At 59.6% G+C, this 16675-nt stretch carries 16 protein-coding genes; 9 read left to right on the forward strand and 7 right to left on the reverse strand.

The annotated features are described in order from the left end of the window. The first annotated feature begins 83 nt into the window (after positions 1-83). Genes NP603_RS00890 through NP603_RS00905 form a run of 4 tightly spaced genes read left to right on the forward strand, consistent with a single transcriptional unit; the run spans position 84 to position 3111 of the window. Complete coding sequence (locus tag NP603_RS00890) at positions 84-929, forward strand: outer membrane protein assembly factor BamD (protein ID WP_256609033.1); 846 nt, start codon at positions 84-86, stop codon at positions 927-929. A 46-nt stretch (positions 930-975) separates the two neighbouring features. After that, positions 976-2154 carry a hypothetical protein gene (locus NP603_RS00895; protein ID WP_256609034.1) on the forward strand — a complete coding sequence of 393 codons (1179 nt, stop codon included), beginning with the start codon at positions 976-978 and terminating at the stop codon, positions 2152-2154. A 53-nt stretch (positions 2155-2207) separates the two neighbouring features. Then, positions 2208-2762 carry a DUF2058 domain-containing protein gene (locus NP603_RS00900; RefSeq protein WP_256609035.1) on the forward strand — a complete coding sequence of 185 codons (555 nt, stop codon included), beginning with the start codon at positions 2208-2210 and terminating at the stop codon, positions 2760-2762. Positions 2763-2805: 43 nt separating this feature from the next. Then, positions 2806-3111 (forward strand): hypothetical protein, encoded by a 306-nt coding sequence (locus NP603_RS00905; protein WP_256609036.1) that lies wholly within the window; start codon positions 2806-2808, stop codon positions 3109-3111. A gap of 8 nt (positions 3112-3119) precedes the next feature. Here NP603_RS00905 and rsmI read toward each other — a convergent pair whose 3' ends face one another. Then, positions 3120-3971 carry a 16S rRNA (cytidine(1402)-2'-O)-methyltransferase gene (rsmI, locus tag NP603_RS00910; protein ID WP_256609037.1) on the reverse strand — a complete coding sequence of 284 codons (852 nt, stop codon included), beginning with the start codon at positions 3969-3971 and terminating at the stop codon, positions 3120-3122. 20 nt (positions 3972-3991) lie between these two features. Between rsmI and NP603_RS00915 the strand changes: the two genes are divergently transcribed. The 5 genes from NP603_RS00915 to yjgA are packed head-to-tail and all read left to right on the forward strand — an operon-like array spanning position 3992 to position 7669. Further along, on the forward strand, positions 3992-5836 hold the full coding sequence (locus NP603_RS00915) for a penicillin-binding protein activator (protein ID WP_256609038.1): 1845 nt from the start codon (positions 3992-3994) through the stop codon (positions 5834-5836). Then, entirely contained in the window at positions 5833-6204 is a 372-nt protein-coding gene (locus NP603_RS00920; protein ID WP_371928717.1) for a YraN family protein, read from the forward strand. Before NP603_RS00915 ends, NP603_RS00920 begins: the two co-directional genes overlap by 4 nt. Before the next feature lie 3 nt (positions 6205-6207). Further along, positions 6208-6795, forward strand: a complete 588-nt coding sequence (locus tag NP603_RS00925) for a phosphoheptose isomerase (RefSeq protein WP_054763367.1) — start codon at positions 6208-6210, stop codon at positions 6793-6795. Between the two features lie 27 nt (positions 6796-6822). After that, the gene (locus NP603_RS00930; RefSeq protein ID WP_256609039.1) at positions 6823-7005 is read left to right on the forward strand and encodes a hypothetical protein; all 183 of its coding nucleotides are present in this window, start codon (positions 6823-6825) and stop codon (positions 7003-7005) included. A gap of 1 nt (position 7006) precedes the next feature. Further along, a complete protein-coding gene (yjgA, locus tag NP603_RS00935) occupies positions 7007-7669 on the forward strand; it encodes a ribosome biogenesis factor YjgA (RefSeq protein WP_256609040.1) in 663 nt (220 codons plus the stop codon). Between the two features lie 16 nt (positions 7670-7685). On the opposite strand, the gene mtgA is transcribed toward yjgA, so the two are convergent. The 6 genes from mtgA to NP603_RS00965 form a co-directional block, all read right to left on the reverse strand. Next, positions 7686-8429 (reverse strand): monofunctional biosynthetic peptidoglycan transglycosylase, encoded by a 744-nt coding sequence (mtgA, locus tag NP603_RS00940; RefSeq protein WP_256609041.1) that lies wholly within the window; start codon positions 8427-8429, stop codon positions 7686-7688. Between the two features lie 677 nt (positions 8430-9106). Continuing rightward, positions 9107-11542, reverse strand: coding sequence for a TonB-dependent siderophore receptor (locus tag NP603_RS00945; protein WP_256609042.1), 2436 nt, complete (start codon positions 11540-11542; stop codon positions 9107-9109). A 114-nt stretch (positions 11543-11656) separates the two neighbouring features. Next, entirely contained in the window at positions 11657-12616 is a 960-nt protein-coding gene (locus NP603_RS00950; protein WP_256609043.1) for a FecR family protein, read from the reverse strand. A gap of 134 nt (positions 12617-12750) precedes the next feature. Then, the gene (locus NP603_RS00955) at positions 12751-13254 is read right to left on the reverse strand and encodes an RNA polymerase sigma factor (protein ID WP_256609044.1); all 504 of its coding nucleotides are present in this window, start codon (positions 13252-13254) and stop codon (positions 12751-12753) included. A 260-nt stretch (positions 13255-13514) separates the two neighbouring features. Beyond that, positions 13515-14021 (reverse strand): type VI secretion system lipoprotein TssJ, encoded by a 507-nt coding sequence (gene tssJ / locus NP603_RS00960; protein WP_256609045.1) that lies wholly within the window; start codon positions 14019-14021, stop codon positions 13515-13517. A 159-nt stretch (positions 14022-14180) separates the two neighbouring features. After that, a complete protein-coding gene (locus tag NP603_RS00965) occupies positions 14181-16565 on the reverse strand; it encodes a penicillin acylase family protein (protein WP_256609046.1) in 2385 nt (794 codons plus the stop codon). Positions 16566-16675 lie beyond the last annotated feature (110 nt).

The raw sequence follows: 16675 nt of genomic DNA on the forward strand, positions 1-16675 counted from the left end.
AGTCGTTTTTAAGTTATACTCGCGGCCCAAATGCTGCCAAATGCCGCAAAAAACCAGCAATATTACAACGTGTTGATAAACGTATGCGATTAGTTTTAGTAAAAACCGTTTTCGCCGCCAGCCTGATCGTGCTGCTGCCGGCGTGCGAAACCTTGGAAGCATTTTCCGGCAAGGGTTCGTCCAGCGAGAAGGAAGAGGAATACGCCGGCTGGGACGATAAAATGTTCCATGAAAAAGCCAAGGAAGCGCTGGACAACAAAAACTACTCGAAGGCGGTGACGCTTTACGAAGCGCTGGAATCGCGCTACCCGTTCGGCGACTACGCCGCCCAAGCCCAACTCAACGTCGCTTACGCTTACTACAAGAACGACGATCCGGAAGCCGCGATTGCCGCCGCCGACCGCTTCATCAAGATTCATCCGCGCAATCCGAAAGTCGATTACGCCTATTATTTGAAAGGCTTGATCAACTATAACCGCGGCATCGGCTTTATCGACCGCTTTTTGCCGACCGACTCCTCGCAACGCGATCCCGGCCCGGCCAAAGACGCTTACGACAACTTCCAGGAACTGATCCGCCGCTATCCGAATAGCGAATACGCCGCCGACGCCAAGCTGCGCATGGTCGCGTTACGCAACAACATGGCGATGTACGAAGTCCACGTCGCCGATTACTACATGCGGCGCAAAGCCTACATCGCCGCCGTCAACCGCGCCAATTACATCGTCAAGGAATATCAGCGCACGCCGGCAGTACCGTTCGCGCTGCAAATCATGCAGGACGGCTATCGCCAATTGGGCATGGAGGAACTGGCCGCCGACGCCGAACGCGTGTTTAAACTGAACTACCCGAACGGTGCGCCGCAAGGCAACTACAAGGACGAAGGCGCAATTCAAAAACTTTGGGATGCGATGGGTCTGGACAAATAAGCGGTTGAGCGTTTTATCCGTTTTAATCCGATGCGGCGGGCTGGGCTTGGTTCTCGGTTACGCTGCCAGCGCCGGCGCAGCGCCGGCGCCGTTGTTTCAAAACCGCTTCTTCACGCTGTCGCAAACCAACGAACTGTTGTGCACGACCAGCCAACAGCAATACACCCCGACCGCGGCGCTGGCCGACATCATCCGTTTCTACGAAGCCGAACATCCCGGGCTGCGCAGCCAGGCCGTCGCAGTATTGACCGACCATAAAAACCAGGACCACCTGGACGACCTGGCCGATTACCGCGAAGACTGCGCCGGTAATGCCGCCGGCGAGCTGTGCGTGCTGGAAAAATACTGGGGCGACCGCGAAGCCGCCTGGCGGGCGCTGGCCTTGTTTTACGATACCAAAACCGTGGTCAAGCACAGCGACGACTATCGCTACCAAGTGAAACGCTTTTCCGTCGATCATTTACGGATCTTCGAGAAAGCGATCCGCAAGATTCCGGCCTTTCTCAGGCAAAGCATCAGCAAAGCCAAACCGGTGGACAAACTGGAGCAGGAGATCGCCGACAAGCCCACGGCGATGCAGCAACTGATCCGCGACGCGTTCCAGGAAGATTACAAAAACAGCATCTGGCAGGACCACACCCATCCGTTGACCTTGGTGCCGGGCATCGGCTTTCGCTCGCAGACCGTGGCCCAGGTGTTCAGTGGCCAGAATCTGATCGTGTTTACCGTCAAGGCCTTCGACAAGGGCAAGGAAGGCGGCACTTACCGCGATATCGGCGTGGAGTACCTGGTCGATTTCCGGCTGCCGATCGTGGTCCACGAGATCGCCCATACCATCGACAATTTCCATTTCTGGAACGGCGAGGACGATCTCTACTTCTTTTACAAGTACCACAAGATTTCCAACGACGCCGAGATCATGAAAATCATCGCCGAGGCCCAGTTGGCGCTGTGGCCTTCGAAATGGTTCGAAGCGTTCGAATATCTGGGCGAAGTCAACCAGGGCCGCTACGACGGCACCACCCAGGAAAAACTGGCGGAACTGGTCGCGCAATACGTGTTGATTCCGGAACGCCTGCAGCAAAGCGCGCCGGCCGCTTACCGCTGGCTGCGCGACGATATTTTCCGCGGCATCGAATACCAGGGCTACGACCGCTGCGAGCGGCCGCTGACCAAGCCGCTGAATTGGTGGCAATACGCCACCGGCAAGATGCTGGGCCAATAAGCGCTTTGTGCTATGCTGCCGGCGTTTTTCCCGTCCATTTCCGCCCGTTAGCCATGAAGAAACCGCAAACCTTGTCGCTGCAAGAACAACTGTTGAAATCCGGCCTGTCCAACGACGCCAAGCTGAAGCAGGTCAAAGCCGAAAAGCGCAAGCAAAGCAAACTGGAGCGCAATAACGGCGTCGAGATTGTCGACGAAGTGAAACTGAGCGCGGAACAATTGCGCCAGCAACAGGCCGAACGCGACCGGGAATTGAACAGGCAACGCAAGCTGGCCGAAGAACAGAGAGCGTTGGCGGCGCAGATCAAACAAATCGTCGATTTGAACCGCATTGCCCAGGATGCCAACGGTGTGGCCTATAACTTTACCGACGCCAACAAAGTCAAAACCCTGTATGTTTCCGAAAAAGTCCGCGACGCCTTGAGCAGCGGCCGCGCCGGCATCGCCAAAACGGAAAACCGCTACGAAATCGTCCCGGCCGAAGTGGCGCGAAAAATCCAGCAACGCGATGCGGCCAGCGTGGTGGTGTTGAACGACGCCAACCACGACATTGCCGCCGAAGACGACCCTTACGCGGCGTATCAAATTCCGGACGACTTGATGTGGTAGCCTGCCGGCCGAGAATAAACTTTATAAAAACAGGAGTCACGCCATGCACAAAGCCTTTGCCTTGAGTTTGATGCTGCTAGCCGCAGCGCCGCTGGCTGCCGAGGAGCGGGCGCCGACCGGCACATTTCTGGTCGATGTGGTCATCGCCCGCCCGGGCGGGTTGATCGCCACGCTGGTCGGTTCCGCTTTATTTGCCGCGTTGTCGCCGCTGACCGCTTTTGCTGCAATCGCGCCGCCGCACAATGCTTTTGCGATCGGCGCCGAAGCCTTGGTGCTGACCCCGGCCCGTTTTACCTTCGCCCGCCCGGTCGGGGTATTCACGCCGGACCCCAGCGGCCGCTATAACTGAGCCGACTATCAGTCGCCGCTTTCGCCCTGCATCGCCAATGCCGCCTGATATAGCGGCTTCTTGCGCTGGCCGGTGATCTCCACTGCCAGCGCCACAGCGGTTTTGATGGAACATTCCTGCAGCAACAAAGCCAATATTCGGCGTTCTTCGTCGCTGATCAAATCGGATTTTTCCGCCGGCGGGCTGCCGGCAACCACGACGACGAATTCGCCTTTGCGCATGTTTTCGTCGGCTTGCACTCGCGCCAACACTTCGGCCAGACTGCCGTCGGCAATGGTTTCGTGCAGTTTGGTAATTTCGCGCGCCACGACAATGCGGTGGTCTGCCGGAAACACTGCCAGCATGTCCTCCAGCGCTGCCTGAATCCGGTGGCTGGACTCGTAAAAGGCCCAGGTCGATTCGTCGGAAAGTTTGTCTCGAAAAAATTCGCGCCGAGCCGAGCCGGTGCGCGGCAGAAAACCCTCGAAACTGAAGCGGCTGGTCGGCAGCCCGGCCACCGACAATGCGGCAATCAATGCGCAGGCGCCCGGTATCGGAGTCACTTCGATGCCATGCTGGCGGGCCAGTTTGACCAGCGGCAGGCCCGGATCGCTGATGATAGGCGTGCCGGCGTCCGAGACCAACGCGATCGATTGGCCCTGCTGCATCCGCTCCACCAGCCCTTGCGAGGCTTTGTCCTCGTTGTGTTGGTGCAAAGAAACCAGCGGTCTGTTGACGCCGTAATGCGCCAGCAACATCTTGACGTGCCGGGTGTCCTCGGCGGCGATCAGATCCACTTGTTTCAGTACTTCCAAAGCCCGGAAGCTGAAATCGGCCAGATTACCTATCGGCGTGGCAACCACGTATAATTTTCCGTACATCTGTTTTTCCAGGCCCTCTCATGTCCGCATCTAAACTGGCCGCCATTATGCCGCGTCGTTTGTCGAGCTGCTGTTTTTTCGGCCTACTGCTGCTCAGCGCTTGTGCCGGCGAACCGCCGGCCCGCAAACCGCAATTCGAAGTCAAGCCGCCGGCCAGCGCCAAACGGCCCAAACCGCCAGAGGCCTCGGCGGCTGCGCGTAGCTACCGCTTGCAAGACAGCCGCAGCGGAGTGCGATTGCTGGACGCCGATACCCGCCTGCAAGCCGGCGACAGCGCCGGCGCCCGCCAGGCGCTGGATGCGGTGAATCCGGCCGAATTGAACCCGGAACAAACCAGCAAATACAAACTCATCGACGGCCAGATTGCGCTGAGCATGGGCGATGCCGAAAGCGCAGTGCGCAAATTGGAAGGCGTAAGGCCGGCGGTGCTGGCGGAAGCGGACCAGATCGCCTACTACCAATCGATGGCTTTTGCCCAGTCCTTGCTCGGCGATGTGCTGGCCGGCGTGCGGATGCGGTTGAAGCTGGGCCGACTGTTGACCGACCGCGACCGGCAAAAGCAAAACATCATCGCCATTCTCGACGCCCTCAGCGTATTGCCGAACGAAACCCTGACTAGCACCGCATCGGTCGCCGACGAATTGAGCGGCTGGATGGCGTTGGCCAAAATATTGAAACAGCGCAACATGCCGGGCTTCGATAGCGCCGGCCAAATCCAGCAATGGAAGCAAACCTTTCCCGGCCATCCGGCCAATGCCGACTATTTGCAAGCTTACTTGAGCGGTGCGCCTGCCGTCGCCGCAGAAGCGGCGCCCGAGCCGGACCAGCAAACGCCGCAACCGGCTGCGACTGCGGCCAGCGGCCCGCTAATCGCGGTGCTGCTGCCCAATTCCGGCCAGTATGCGGCTGCCGGCAAGGCGATCAGAAACGGCCTGGCCACCGCCTACCGCCTGGCGGCCAGTGCCGCGCCGCAACCAGCCTTGAAATATTACGACAGCGACAGCGGCGACATCGTCGCGCTCTACAAACAAGCCGTCGCCGACGGCGCCAAACAGGTAATCGGTCCGTTAGTGAAAGAGCAGATTCAGACCCTGGCCGACAGCGGCGAGTTAAGCGTGCCGGTGCTGGCGTTGAACCATGTCGAGAACCTGAGCAAAGCCAACCTCTACCAATTCGGCCTGAGCCCGATCGACGACGCCGAACAGTTGGTATTGAAAGCTCGCCGCGACGGTTTGCAGAACGCCGTGCTGTTGACGCCGGAAACGCCGCAAGGCCAACGCATCCGCCACTATCTGATGTCGGCCTGGCAAGCGGCCGGCGGCTCCGTGCTCGGATTACAGAGTTACGATCCGAAATCGCGCGACTTCAGTGCCGTGGTCAAAGCCCTGCTGGCGCCAAGCGTAAATGCCGCCGGCGAAAAACAGGCCCTGGCCGTGTTCATCAGCGCCGGGCCGGAGCAGGCCCGGGAAATTGCACCGCAATTGCGCTACAGCCAGAGCAGCGAGCTTGCCGTCTACGCGATGCCGAACATTTATAGCGGCCGCCCCAATCCGGCCAAAGACACCGATCTGGGTAAAATCACGTTTTGCGATGTACCTTGGCTGTTCGGCGAGGTTTATAGCGGACCGCTCAGCCAACAAGCGTTGCAAAGCGCCTGGCAAGGCCTGAGCGACAGCCAGATCAAATTGGTGGCGTTGGGGGTCGATGCCTTCAATGTATTGGGTCAATTAGGCCAGCTGGGCACCGCATCTTATGCCGGCGCCACCGGCCGTTTAGCGTTGAACGGCGAAAACCGCATCACCCGCAAATTGGCCTGCGCCGAATTCAAGGCCGGAGTACCCGCTGCGGCCGCTTACCTCGAATGATGCTATTCGGCAAGCCCAAACCGGCCCATCTGCAAAAAGGCGCCGGCGCCGAACAAAGGGCGGCCGTCTATCTGCAACAGCAAGGCCTGCAACTGATCTGCAGCAATTTCCGCTGCAAGCAGGGCGAGCTGGATCTGGTGATGCGCGACGGTGCGGTGCTGGTCATCGTCGAAGTCCGCTACCGCAAATCGGAGCAATTCGGCGGCGCGTTGGCCAGTATTACCGCGCAAAAGCAGGCGCGCATCGTCGCGGCCACGCAACACTATGTCATAATCAACAACCTGAGCCATTGCGCGATCCGTTTCGATGTAGTGGCAATCTCCGGCGATAACCGCCTCAATTGGATCAAAAACGCGTTTCAAACCTGAACTATGAGCTTACAAGACCGCATCATCGCCCATTTTTCCGACAGTATTCAAACCAAGCAAAATGCGATGGCCAGCTTGTGCGAACTGATCGAATTCGCCTCGCAGAAAATCGTCGAAGCCTTGGTCAACGACCGGAAAGTGCTGACCTGCGGTAACGGCGGCTCGGCCGGCGACGCCCAGCACTTTTCCTCGGAAATGCTAAACCGCTTCGAACGCGAGAGGCCGGCGCTACCGGCGATTGCCTTGACCACCGACACCTCGACCATCACCTCGATCGCCAACGATTACCACTACGACGAAGTGTTCGCCAAACAATTGCGGGCACTAGGCCAGGCCGGCGACATCCTGTTGGTCTACACCAGCAGCGGCAATTCCGGCAATATCGTCAAGGCCGTCAAAGTCGCCCACGATCGCGACATGACCGTCATCGCCTTGAGCGGGAAGGATGGCGGCGCCTTGGCCGGCGTGTTGAACGAGACCGATATCGAAATCCGGGTGCCTTCCGATTCGACGGCCAGGATTCAGGAAGTGCATTTATTGATCTCGCATTGCCTGTGCGATTTGATCGACCACCAATTATTCGGCGGCTAAGCCGCCGCACCCGACTCGCGAGCGACTATGGAATCAACTTGGGAAAATCTGCTGCTGGGCCTGTTGGCCCTGCTGATCCTGTTCTGGATGCGCCCCGGCGTCAAGGCCGCGATAGAGCGCAGCAAAAATAGCCCATCCGATTGGCCGGGCGTGATCGTGCCGCTGCTTGCGGTGGCGATGTTCGTATTGTTTTTAATATCGATGGTTTGACATGAAACACGAAGATTACGACGACGCAGAATTCGAAGACGACGACGATTTCGAGGACGACGGCTACGACGACCGCACCCATTACGCGTACGACGACGAAGAGGAAGAGGAGGACGAAGTCGAATATTACGCGGTCCGCCCCAACAAGACCCGGATCAAAAAAGAGATTGCGGCGATTTTCGCAATGGCGGAAGAAATCAGTGCGTTGGCACCGGCCCACATCGCCGAGTTCGAATTGCCGGAAAACGTCGAGAAAGCGCTATGCGACGCCGGCAAAATGGGCCGCAATGCGGCGAAAAAGCGCCTGTTGAAGTACATCACCGGCCAGATGCGCGAGCTGGATGTCGACGCGATCCGGGAAAAGCTGGCGCGCTTGAAGAACCGCAGCGCCCACGGCGTACGCGAACACCACCAGGCCGAGCGCTGGCGCGACCAACTGTTGAGCGAAGCCGGCAATGCCGCGCTGACGCAACTGGTGTCGGAATTTCCGGAGGCCGATACCCAGCATCTGCGCCAACTGCAACGCAACGCGCTGAAAGAAGCCAAGGAAGCCAAACCGCCGAAGTCGGCGCGTCTGCTTTACAAATACCTGAAACAATTGATCAGCGACACCGGCCATTCGACCGCAGCCGACGCGGCAGAGCCGGAAGAGGATCTGGACTGATCCGCCGCCGGCTTACTCAATCGGGCAAGGCCCGCATCTGGCCGAGAATCCAGCTCTGCCGTTTCAGCACATAAGCACTGGGTTGGTCGGCCTTGAGCAAGATCGGATTCGGCAGCGTGGCGGCCAGCAATGCCGCTTGCGCCGCCGACAACTGCCGGGCCGGAATACCGAAGTAATGCCGGCTGGCGGCCTCGATACCGAACAGGTGATCGCCGAATTCGGCGATGTTCAGATACACCTCCAAAATCCGCTGCTTGTCCCACAGCGCCTCTATCAGTACGGTAAACCAGATCTCCAAGCCCTTGCGCACGAAATGTTTCGCCGGGCTCAGAAACAGGTTTTTCGCTACTTGCTGGCTAATCGTACTGGCGCCGCGCAACTTGCCGCCGCGCAAATACTGGTTAAAGGCTTTGCCGATCGCATCGACGTCGAAGCCGTTGTGCTGGAAAAACAATTGATCCTCCGAGGCAACCACGGCGTGAAAGGCATGCGCCGAAATCCGCTCGCGACCGACCCAATGCTGATTGATCGGCCGGTAAGCTCTGCCCGCGGCCAGATCGTCGATATGCTGGTGCAGCATGAAGGCCGAAGTCGGCGCCGGCAAAACTCGCAGCGCCGCCACCAGCAATAAGGAACTGACCAGAAAAAAAACCGCTGCGTAAGCAGCCAAGCGTTTAACCCGCCCGGACCAATGGGGAGCCGACTTGCTGCGGCGGGTAGGCGGCAAGCGGTAACGTGCCGGGTGGCGAAAATGCTTCACAAGCGATGCCAACGTGATAAACAAGCCCGGTATTATCCACGATTCGGCGGCCATGGCGACGTGTCGACAATGGCAAACGCAGCGCTTGCAAGCGCGTGGTGTGCAGCCATTCGGCGCGTCGGCACCAAACCGGTGCAATATTGGTCTGCGCCCCGATCCATGCCGATACCAGCAAATCTGAGCTGACAGCGGTCGGAAACGAATATTTACGGCATATCGCCTAAAAATTGGCCTCAAATGCGGCAAATAACACAGTATTGATCCGTCCAGTCGCCTCCAAGCAGTCGCAATCCCCGGCAACGCGCAACAAGCAGAGTTGGCACGAATAATGTTTAACAAATGGCGGCATCAAGGAAGTTAAGTTCTCTCCCCCGTGAACATGGAAAACAACGACGCCAGGGAATACCTGGATAGAAGCGTGGACGAAACACTTCTATCCAGGCAAGGATGGCCTCCGCGCCGCAAATTCGCAGCCGGGCATGGAGTGCAATCGGCATTCAATCTGGTGCGATCCGCACCAAAATCCAGCAAATCCGCAATCGCAACCCATCGTTACGCTGTGTCCGGGTAGAACCAGGTCGGCAGCAGCGTCTGCCTGTGCGTAAACAAAAAACTGAAAAGCGGCAGGGCCGCTCCCGTCTGACCGGGAACCGCCCCTTCGCAAGGTCGCTAGGATTTTAGTATTCCAGTTTCAACGAACCCATCGCCGAAATCGGCGCACCGACGTTGGCAGTCGGTATCCATGAGGTCGATCCGGTGAAATATTCCTTGTCCAGCAAGTTATAGACATTGACTTGCGCGGTCAGGCGGGTTTTGCCGATCGGCTGCACATAAGCCGCCATCGCATCCAGCCGGGTGTAACCGGGCAACTGAAAGCTATTGGCGGTGTCGCCCTCGCGTTTGCCGACCACTACGCCGCCTAAACCGGCCTTGAAATGCTCGGTAAATTGGTAGCTTCCCCACAGGCTGGCTTGATGCTCGGGCACGTTCAGCAGGCGTTTGCCTTCCGTGCCGTTGTTATCTTTGCTAACCCGGCCGTCAGTATAGGCATAGGTCGTAACCAGGCTGAAGTTATCGCTGAGCTGGCCCTTGATATCGACCTCAATGCCCTGGCTGCGCGCTTCGCCGATCGCTACCTGGTCCAAAGGGTCGGGCGTGCTGAGGTCGGCCGTCAGCATATTGGTTTTTTTCAAGTGGTAGTAGGCCACGGTGGACGACAAGCGCTTCTCGAACAATTCGGTCTTGAAGCCGATTTCGTACTGTTCGGCCGATTGCGGCTGAAAGGTACCGCCGGTCAAGCCATTGCGACCGTTGTTGCTGCCGAAGGATTCGACGTAATTGCCGTAAACCGACAACCAATCCCAAGGCTGGTACAGAATGCCGACCCGCGGCGTAAATTTGTCCTCGTGGCGCATGCTGAAGCCATCCTTGGTGGCTTCCCAGGAAGTACCGCCGAAGCCGCCGTAGCCGGCCATGTCGTAGCGGCCGCCGCCCATGATGTGCAATTTATCCCAGATCGTGATCTGGTCCTGAAAATAGACGCCGTACCAATCGTCGCGCTCGCGCCAGAACCAGTTGGGCCGGATTGCGTTGACCGCCGCGACATCGATCGTATCGTAGCGCGGATTGTCGATATCGAAGGTCGAATTGATCGGATCGCCCCAATCGCTGGAAGCAAACATATTATCCGGCGCATCCTGGTTGAAGAAAAACCAGTCGCCGCCGACCAACACATTGTGTTTCAGGCCGTAGGTCTCGAATTTGCCGGTCAAATCCAGACTGGTCGAATACGAGCGCCGCTCTGAGGTCCCGGTAATGACCCAGCGGCCCAAAGTACGGCCGTCCGCATTCAGCTTGCCGTTGGGCCCCGGCCCGCCGAAGACGATGTCGGTTTCGTCCCACTGGAATTTATGCTTGATCGCCCAATCGTCGTTAAATTTGAAGCTCCAGTCGGCGTAAACCAGCGTATTGTCCTGGCGCGGCCGAAACGCCGGATCGCCGGTGAACAAATTGCGCCGACCGACCACCGGTCTGTTGTCCAGCACCGGCACGCCGTAATCGTCCATATAATTGTCGTGACGCTTTTCGATATCCAGATTGGCCTCGAAACGGTCGTTCGGCCGCCAGGTCAGCGACGGTGCGATGAATATGCGTTCGTGGTCGACGATGTCGCGAAACGACTCGCCGCTGTCGTAGGCGCCGTTAAAGCGGTAGAGCAGGGTTTTTGCACTATCCAGCGGCCCGGTGGCATCGACGGTGGTGCGGTACTCGCTGAACGAGCCGAATTGCTGCTGCAGCGGGTAATACGGCGTGGCTAACGGCTTTTTGGTCACGTAATTAACCATGCCGCCGGGCTGCAAGCGGCCGTACAGCACCGCCGCCGGACCTTTCAGCACTTCGATTTGCTCCATGTTCGATACGTCGAATTTACCCATCGAGCGCCGAAAGCCGTTCCGGTAGTTTTGTTCGCCCGAGTCGAAACCGCGGACGATAAAGCTTTCGTACATATCGGCGGTGCCGTAGGCGCGCTGCACGCCGCTGACGTTATTGATCACGGCATCCTCGAAGCGGACCGCCTGCTGGTCGTTCAATATGGAACGAGGCACGACTTGGACCGAGACCGGCGTGTCCATGATTGCAATATTGGTCTTGGTTGCGGTGGACGCGTTCGGCACCGCATACAGCTGGTTGAACGGATTGTTCGGATCGTAGGCCTTGTTACCGATCACGTTGACTGCCGGCAATGCGGCCGGGTCCTGCCGGTAATTCAAAGTCTGTTTTTCGATCACCACGTTGCCGTTCTCGGCAATGCGGTAACTCAAACCGCTATCGCGCAGCAATAGTTGCAGCGCCGCTTCCGGCGTGTAACTGCCGCGCAACGGTCGGCTGCTGAGCCCTTCCGCGATCGATGCGTCATACACCAATTGCAGGCCGGCGTTCTCGGCCAGCCGGTTCAAGGCCGTGGCCAGCGTACCGGCCGGAATGTCGAACGGCCGCACGGCGTCGTCGGCATGGGCTGCCGTAACCGCGATCCCCGCGCCCAGGGCCAAAGCCGCAACCCGTCTTCTCAAGCCGCGGCGGCAGGGGCCAATGTTGGTATATTTTGGTGTCATGCATATCCCTCTACGTTGTTATCTGATGGCTAACACTACTTTTGACGCAGCAGCGGCCGAAAACAGGAGGTGAGGGCATGAAAAAACCGGAAAGCCCGGCGAGAGCGGCGGGCGTCAGCGGTGCAGCAGAATCAGATAATCGCCAAGGCGGGTGGAATGGATGTTTAGAGAAGACTCGATCGCGGCCAGCACCGCCAGCGGTTGGCCGGTGCCGAACACGCCGCTGACTCGGCGCTCGGCAAGGGCCGGGTCTTCGATCAGCAAAAGGCCGCGATGGTAGCGGTTCAATTCGGCGACCACTTCGCCGAGCGGCCGGTTTTCGAATACCAGTTTGCCGCGCCGCCAAGCCGCGGCGGCCTGTTTGTCGACATCCTGGATCGGGCCGATGCCTTGCTCTCGGCTAAAGGCCGCCTGTTGGCCCTCCGCCAGCATGCCGCGTTGCGGGTGGCCGCCGCGCACCAGCTCCAGCGCCACCCGGTGCTCGGTGACGCCGACCACCACCCGGCCGCCGTCCAAGCGGACGTTGAATGCAGTACCGAGAGCGGTGATCACACCGTCGCCGGCCTGTACTTGAAAGGGCCTTGCCGGGTCGGGACTGACTTCGAACAGCGCTTCGCCGCGCAACAACGTCAAACGGCGCTGGCCGGCGCCGAATTGAACCAGCAGCGCGCTGTTGCCGTTCAAATGCACCGCAGAACCGTCGCTGAGAGCAATATCGCGTACTTCGCCGAAACCGGTATGAAAGTCGGCGCGCAAACCCAACGATAATGGGCTCAGCCACCACAGCGCCAAACTCGCCGCCAATGCCAGCGGTAACCGGACTCGCCGCCAGATTTTCGCCGAAACCGGTTTTCGCGGCTCGGACCGCAAATCGGCCGACACCGAAGCCAAGCGATGTTTCACTTCGGCCAGATCGCTCCACAACTGCTCTACCTGCCGATAGGCTTGCGGATGCGCCGGATCTGCCGCCAGCCAGCGCTCGAACTCGACCAACACCTCGGGAGCGTTGCTTCCGCCGTCCATTCTGACCCACCAGGCGCGGGCCTCGGCCTTGACCGATTCCGGGATTTTCATCGCGCAGCCTCGCCGCAGAGGTGCAGGAGGCTGCAGCGCGGCAGCGTTGGGGAAAAGGAAGCAGTCATCGGCAGCGTAATATGAGGAAGCGTTGCCATTATAGGACGCGCGCTGGCGCAAAAACAGGAACGGCGTCAGTCGTCGCAGTCCTGCAATGCCGCCAGTGCGTTGCGCAGATGCTTTTCGACCATATTGCGCGAGATCCCCAAACGCTCGGCGATCTCGGCATGGCTCAGGCCCTCGTATTTGCGCATGACGAACACGGTACGGCACTTTAGCGGTAGCTGCTCCACCGCGGAAACCAGCCGGTTCAGGCGCTCGCGGGCGGCGTTGATCTGTTCCGGATCGGCCGCGCTGTCGGCACCGGCTTCTTCAGCCGCGGCGTCCTCGTAATGCGCATACTGCTCGCGCACCTGGCGGCGGCGTTCGTAATCGGTCGCCAGATTAGCGGCGATACGGTGCAGCAAAGCGCGCGGATTTTCCGCCTGGCGCCACAGGTCGCCGGCCAGCATGCGCTGGTAGGTTTCCTGAACGATGTCGCCCGCCGTGTCTGTGCAGCCGCAACGTCTGAACATGACGCGGCGCAATTCGTCGTCGTAGGTTTTTATCAGATCGGAAATATCAAGAATAGTGCTCATGGTCCCGGCCAGGCGAAGCGATGGCCGGAGGCAACCAAAACCCGTGCCAGAACGCTGCCAGCGCCTGTTCCAACAAGGTCTTAGCGATAGTGGCAAACAAATACTGCCGATTCCGCTCGAGAAATTTGCGCGATATGCCGCAGCAGCATGCAATATTTAACATAGTTTAATAAAGTTGCGCGCCGGCGCCTGCGGCCGGACCTGATCACCGTCGCACCAGCCATGGCCAAGTTTGGCGAAACCCGGTGTGTGCCGCGAACTCAGGGCTCCGCCGGTGCCGGCGGAGCGGGATCAACCGCAGTCGCCTTGGCGCTGAGCACATTACGGTCCATATCCAACGTGACGGTGTTATTCTGGTGCGGGACCAACGGCGCCAGCGCTCGCCATTGCGCGTCGTCCAGTTTGCGGAAGGCCGCGAAAAACCCGATCTTGCGCGTGTCCGCTGCCGGGTCTATCGGCAGCGTTTTCTGTTCGCCGGGCTTGATCAGCAATTCCTGCTTGCGCAACAAATCGCCGCCTAGAGCAACCTGCTCCTTGTCGAACAACATAAAGAAATCCGCCGCGGCGAAGCCGCTCTGTTCGCGCAATTCGTAAATCCGCAGCAATACCGGCGAGGCTTTGCCGGCCGCATCGGGATTCAACTGCTTGCCGGCATTGATTTGCAAGGTCAACTGCGTCGGCGGAATCGGCGCCGGTGCCTCCGGCGTCTCGGCGCAGGAGGCCAGCATTACGCTGCACAAAATCGGAAGGACTCTGGATAAGGACATGGCAATAAATCTCCATTGAAAATCGCAATACAGGCATTCTGCCATAGAGCGGACGCCGTGCGTGCGCCAGACCGGAAAAGTCCGGCAAACGCTCAACCCATTACCAGGCGTTCCCCGCCGCCCGCCGCAAGCGCGGATAGGCAACTTATCCGCAACAGACTAGGGCGTCAGCGTCCACTGGTGTTCGGCACGGCCGGCCTGTAAGGCCAGCGGCAGGCCCTGTAGCCAGTAGGGCTGTTGATCCATATAGAACTCGGACAACGGATGGCCGGACTGGCCGCCGGGCATATGCAAAATGCCGTCCTGCCAATGTCCCGGCGAAACCACCAGGCGCTCGCTGGCGGCGAAATTAGCGCCGGCCACCCGCACGCAATATCCGGTGCAACCGGCTAGGGTCTGCTCCGGCATGTTCAGAAAGGCCGCCAAAAACGGCATGGCCTTGGTGAACGGATGGGAGTAAGCGGCCTTGTTCTGCGAGCCCCAAGTCAAATCGGCCAAGCGTTTACCGGGATTGCGCTCCAGCAAGTTCGCGGCGGCCTTTGCCAATTGCGCGGCGACGAAGCCGTCCCAGTTCCGGTAACGGCCGGCATCCGGCAACAGCGCCGGATCGGCGGCATTCAATAAGGCTTGCAGCGGCGTATCGGCATAATTCCAGGCGTAGCTGAAATCGGGATCGGCCTGTTTGCAAGCCGCCAGGAACGGCGCAAATACCGCTTCGATCAATTGTTTACGAAATTCGACCAACAGCGGCAGGCCCAAGCTGTCGCTGTCGGCCCGGCCGTTCCAGGCCAGCAGGTAAGCGCGCAGCGCCGCCGCATCCGGTTGCGCGGCCGGATCGATAGCGCCGAGCGCGCGCAAGGCCAGTTGCCGGTAGTAGCCGAAAAACTCCGATTCGGTATCCAATTGCAGATTGAACAGCGACCATTCGTCGTGGCGGGGGATTTGCCGCAATTGCTGCGAAATCCGGAACGCCCGATAACCGTTGGCGAACTGGTGGCCGATCACGACCGGATAATCGGCACCGAACCGGCGTTCGTTGGCCGAGGCCAGAAAGCCCTGCTCGGGGTCGACGCTGCGCGGCATCCGTTCCGCCGGCAAATAGCCGCTCCAGCCGGTTTTACCGTCGGCCCAGGATTTGCTGACCGCACCGTCGCCGCCGAAACGCAACGGAATTTTGCCGGTCAGGGTCCAGGCGATATGGCCGCCGCTATCGGCGAACAGAATGTTCAACTGCGGCCCGCCGGCACGGTTGGCGATCGCCAGCGCTTGCTCCAGGTTTTGGCTTTGCTCCAGTTCCAGCAATTCGGTATTGACCGCGGCCGTATCCAGCGCCGCCCAGCGGATCGCCACCGGCCGGCCCAGCAAAGGCTTGTCGGCGACCGGGCCCCAGCGGGTTTCCCGGACTAAGACCTCGCGTTCGCCGCCGCCCTTGATCCGAATCGTCTCCCTCCGCAATTCGAAGTCCTGCCAGTCGGCGCCGACCCGGTATTGCCCGGCATGGTCGGCATCGGTTTCGAGTTGGACCAGATCCAGAAAATCGCCGCCGACATTGGTCATGCCCCAGGCCAGATGCCGGTTGCTGCCGGCGATCAGAAACGGCGTACCCGGCAAATTGACGCCGACAGCCTCGACCCCCGGATAGGCCAGTTCGATTCGGTACCAGATGTTCGGTACATTGATGCTCAGATGCATGTCGTTGGCCAGTATCGCCCGGCCGTCGGCCGTTTTGCGGCCGGCGACCGCCCAGGCATTGGAACCGGCCATAGATTCGCCGGCGCCGGCATCGGCCAGCGGCGGCACAGCGCCTCCGTTGGTTGCCAATAGCGTTTGCAAGGCCGCGGCCGGCAGCGGTAGCGGCGGCCGTAAGGATGCCGATGCCGGCAATAATTGGTCGGTATAGCGATCGCTATCCGGCGTGAAAAACGCGGCGACATCGGCCGGCAAGGTTTGCTGCATCACGCTGAGCATCCGCTCGCTTTGCTCGGCACGGGCGGTCAGAGTTTCGAACATGCCGAACACCACCAATAAACTATCCTCGGCCTGCCAGGGTTCCGGACGGTAACCGAGGGCGCCGAACTCGAACGGCAACGCCCTGGCTTGCAGCAAATAGCTGTTGACGCCGTCGGCGTAGGCTTGCAGATACTGGCGGTGCGCGGCCGGCAAAGAGGCCAGCACCCTGCCGGCACGGACGTTAAAACCGTAAATCCGCGCCTGCTTGTCGCTGGCGAAAGCCTTGTCGCCGAAGATTTCGGCCAGACGGCCGGCGTTCTTGCGCCGCATCAAATCCATTTGAAACATCCGGTCGCGGGCCGTGACGTAACCCAACACCCTTGCCGCGTCGGTCCGATTGTTCGCGCGGATCGACGGAATGCCGTGGCTGTCCGTGGCGACCGTTGCCGGCGCCGACAACTGCGGCAAGTTACGCTCGCCGTCCAGAGCCGGCAACGAACTGCGCAGCCAAGCGTAGCCGAGGCCGGCCGCACCCAAAAGCGACGCCGTCCCGGCCAGCGCCAGATAACGGCTGAATCTTCGAGCTTTAGCCATGCTTACCCACCCTGTTCGAAAATTGCGACGGGTTTTACCCGAGTTTCTGTTAAACGGCAACGGCCGCTGCAGCGGCGACCGATGCCGCCCCGAAATGCCTAATCCCGATT

Origin of the sequence: Methylomonas aurea (assembly GCF_024505045.1) — a bacterium.
GTDB lineage: Bacteria > Pseudomonadota > Gammaproteobacteria > Methylococcales > Methylomonadaceae > Methylomonas > Methylomonas aurea.

Bases quoted from the DNA above. Each gene is read 5' to 3' on its own strand.
- NP603_RS00890 (WP_256609033.1), top strand. From the start codon at position 84: ATGCGATTAGTTTTAGTAAAAACCGTTTTCGCCGCCAGCCTGATCGTG.
- NP603_RS00900 (WP_256609035.1), top strand. From the start codon at position 2,208: ATGAAGAAACCGCAAACCTTGTCGCTGCAAGAACAACTGTTGAAATCC.
- NP603_RS00905 (WP_256609036.1), top strand. From the start codon at position 2,806: ATGCACAAAGCCTTTGCCTTGAGTTTGATGCTGCTAGCCGCAGCGCCG.
- rsmI (WP_256609037.1), bottom strand. From the start codon at position 3,971: ATGTACGGAAAATTATACGTGGTTGCCACGCCGATAGGTAATCTGGCC.
- NP603_RS00915 (WP_256609038.1), top strand. From the start codon at position 3,992: ATGTCCGCATCTAAACTGGCCGCCATTATGCCGCGTCGTTTGTCGAGC.
- NP603_RS00920 (WP_371928717.1), top strand. From the start codon at position 5,833: ATGATGCTATTCGGCAAGCCCAAACCGGCCCATCTGCAAAAAGGCGCC.
- NP603_RS00925 (WP_054763367.1), top strand. From the start codon at position 6,208: ATGAGCTTACAAGACCGCATCATCGCCCATTTTTCCGACAGTATTCAA.
- NP603_RS00930 (WP_256609039.1), top strand. From the start codon at position 6,823: ATGGAATCAACTTGGGAAAATCTGCTGCTGGGCCTGTTGGCCCTGCTG.
- yjgA (WP_256609040.1), top strand. From the start codon at position 7,007: ATGAAACACGAAGATTACGACGACGCAGAATTCGAAGACGACGACGAT.
- NP603_RS00945 (WP_256609042.1), bottom strand. From the start codon at position 11,542: ATGACACCAAAATATACCAACATTGGCCCCTGCCGCCGCGGCTTGAGA.
- NP603_RS00950 (WP_256609043.1), bottom strand. From the start codon at position 12,616: ATGAAAATCCCGGAATCGGTCAAGGCCGAGGCCCGCGCCTGGTGGGTC.
- NP603_RS00955 (WP_256609044.1), bottom strand. From the start codon at position 13,254: ATGAGCACTATTCTTGATATTTCCGATCTGATAAAAACCTACGACGAC.
- tssJ (WP_256609045.1), bottom strand. From the start codon at position 14,021: ATGTCCTTATCCAGAGTCCTTCCGATTTTGTGCAGCGTAATGCTGGCC.
- NP603_RS00965 (WP_256609046.1), bottom strand. From the start codon at position 16,565: ATGGCTAAAGCTCGAAGATTCAGCCGTTATCTGGCGCTGGCCGGGACG.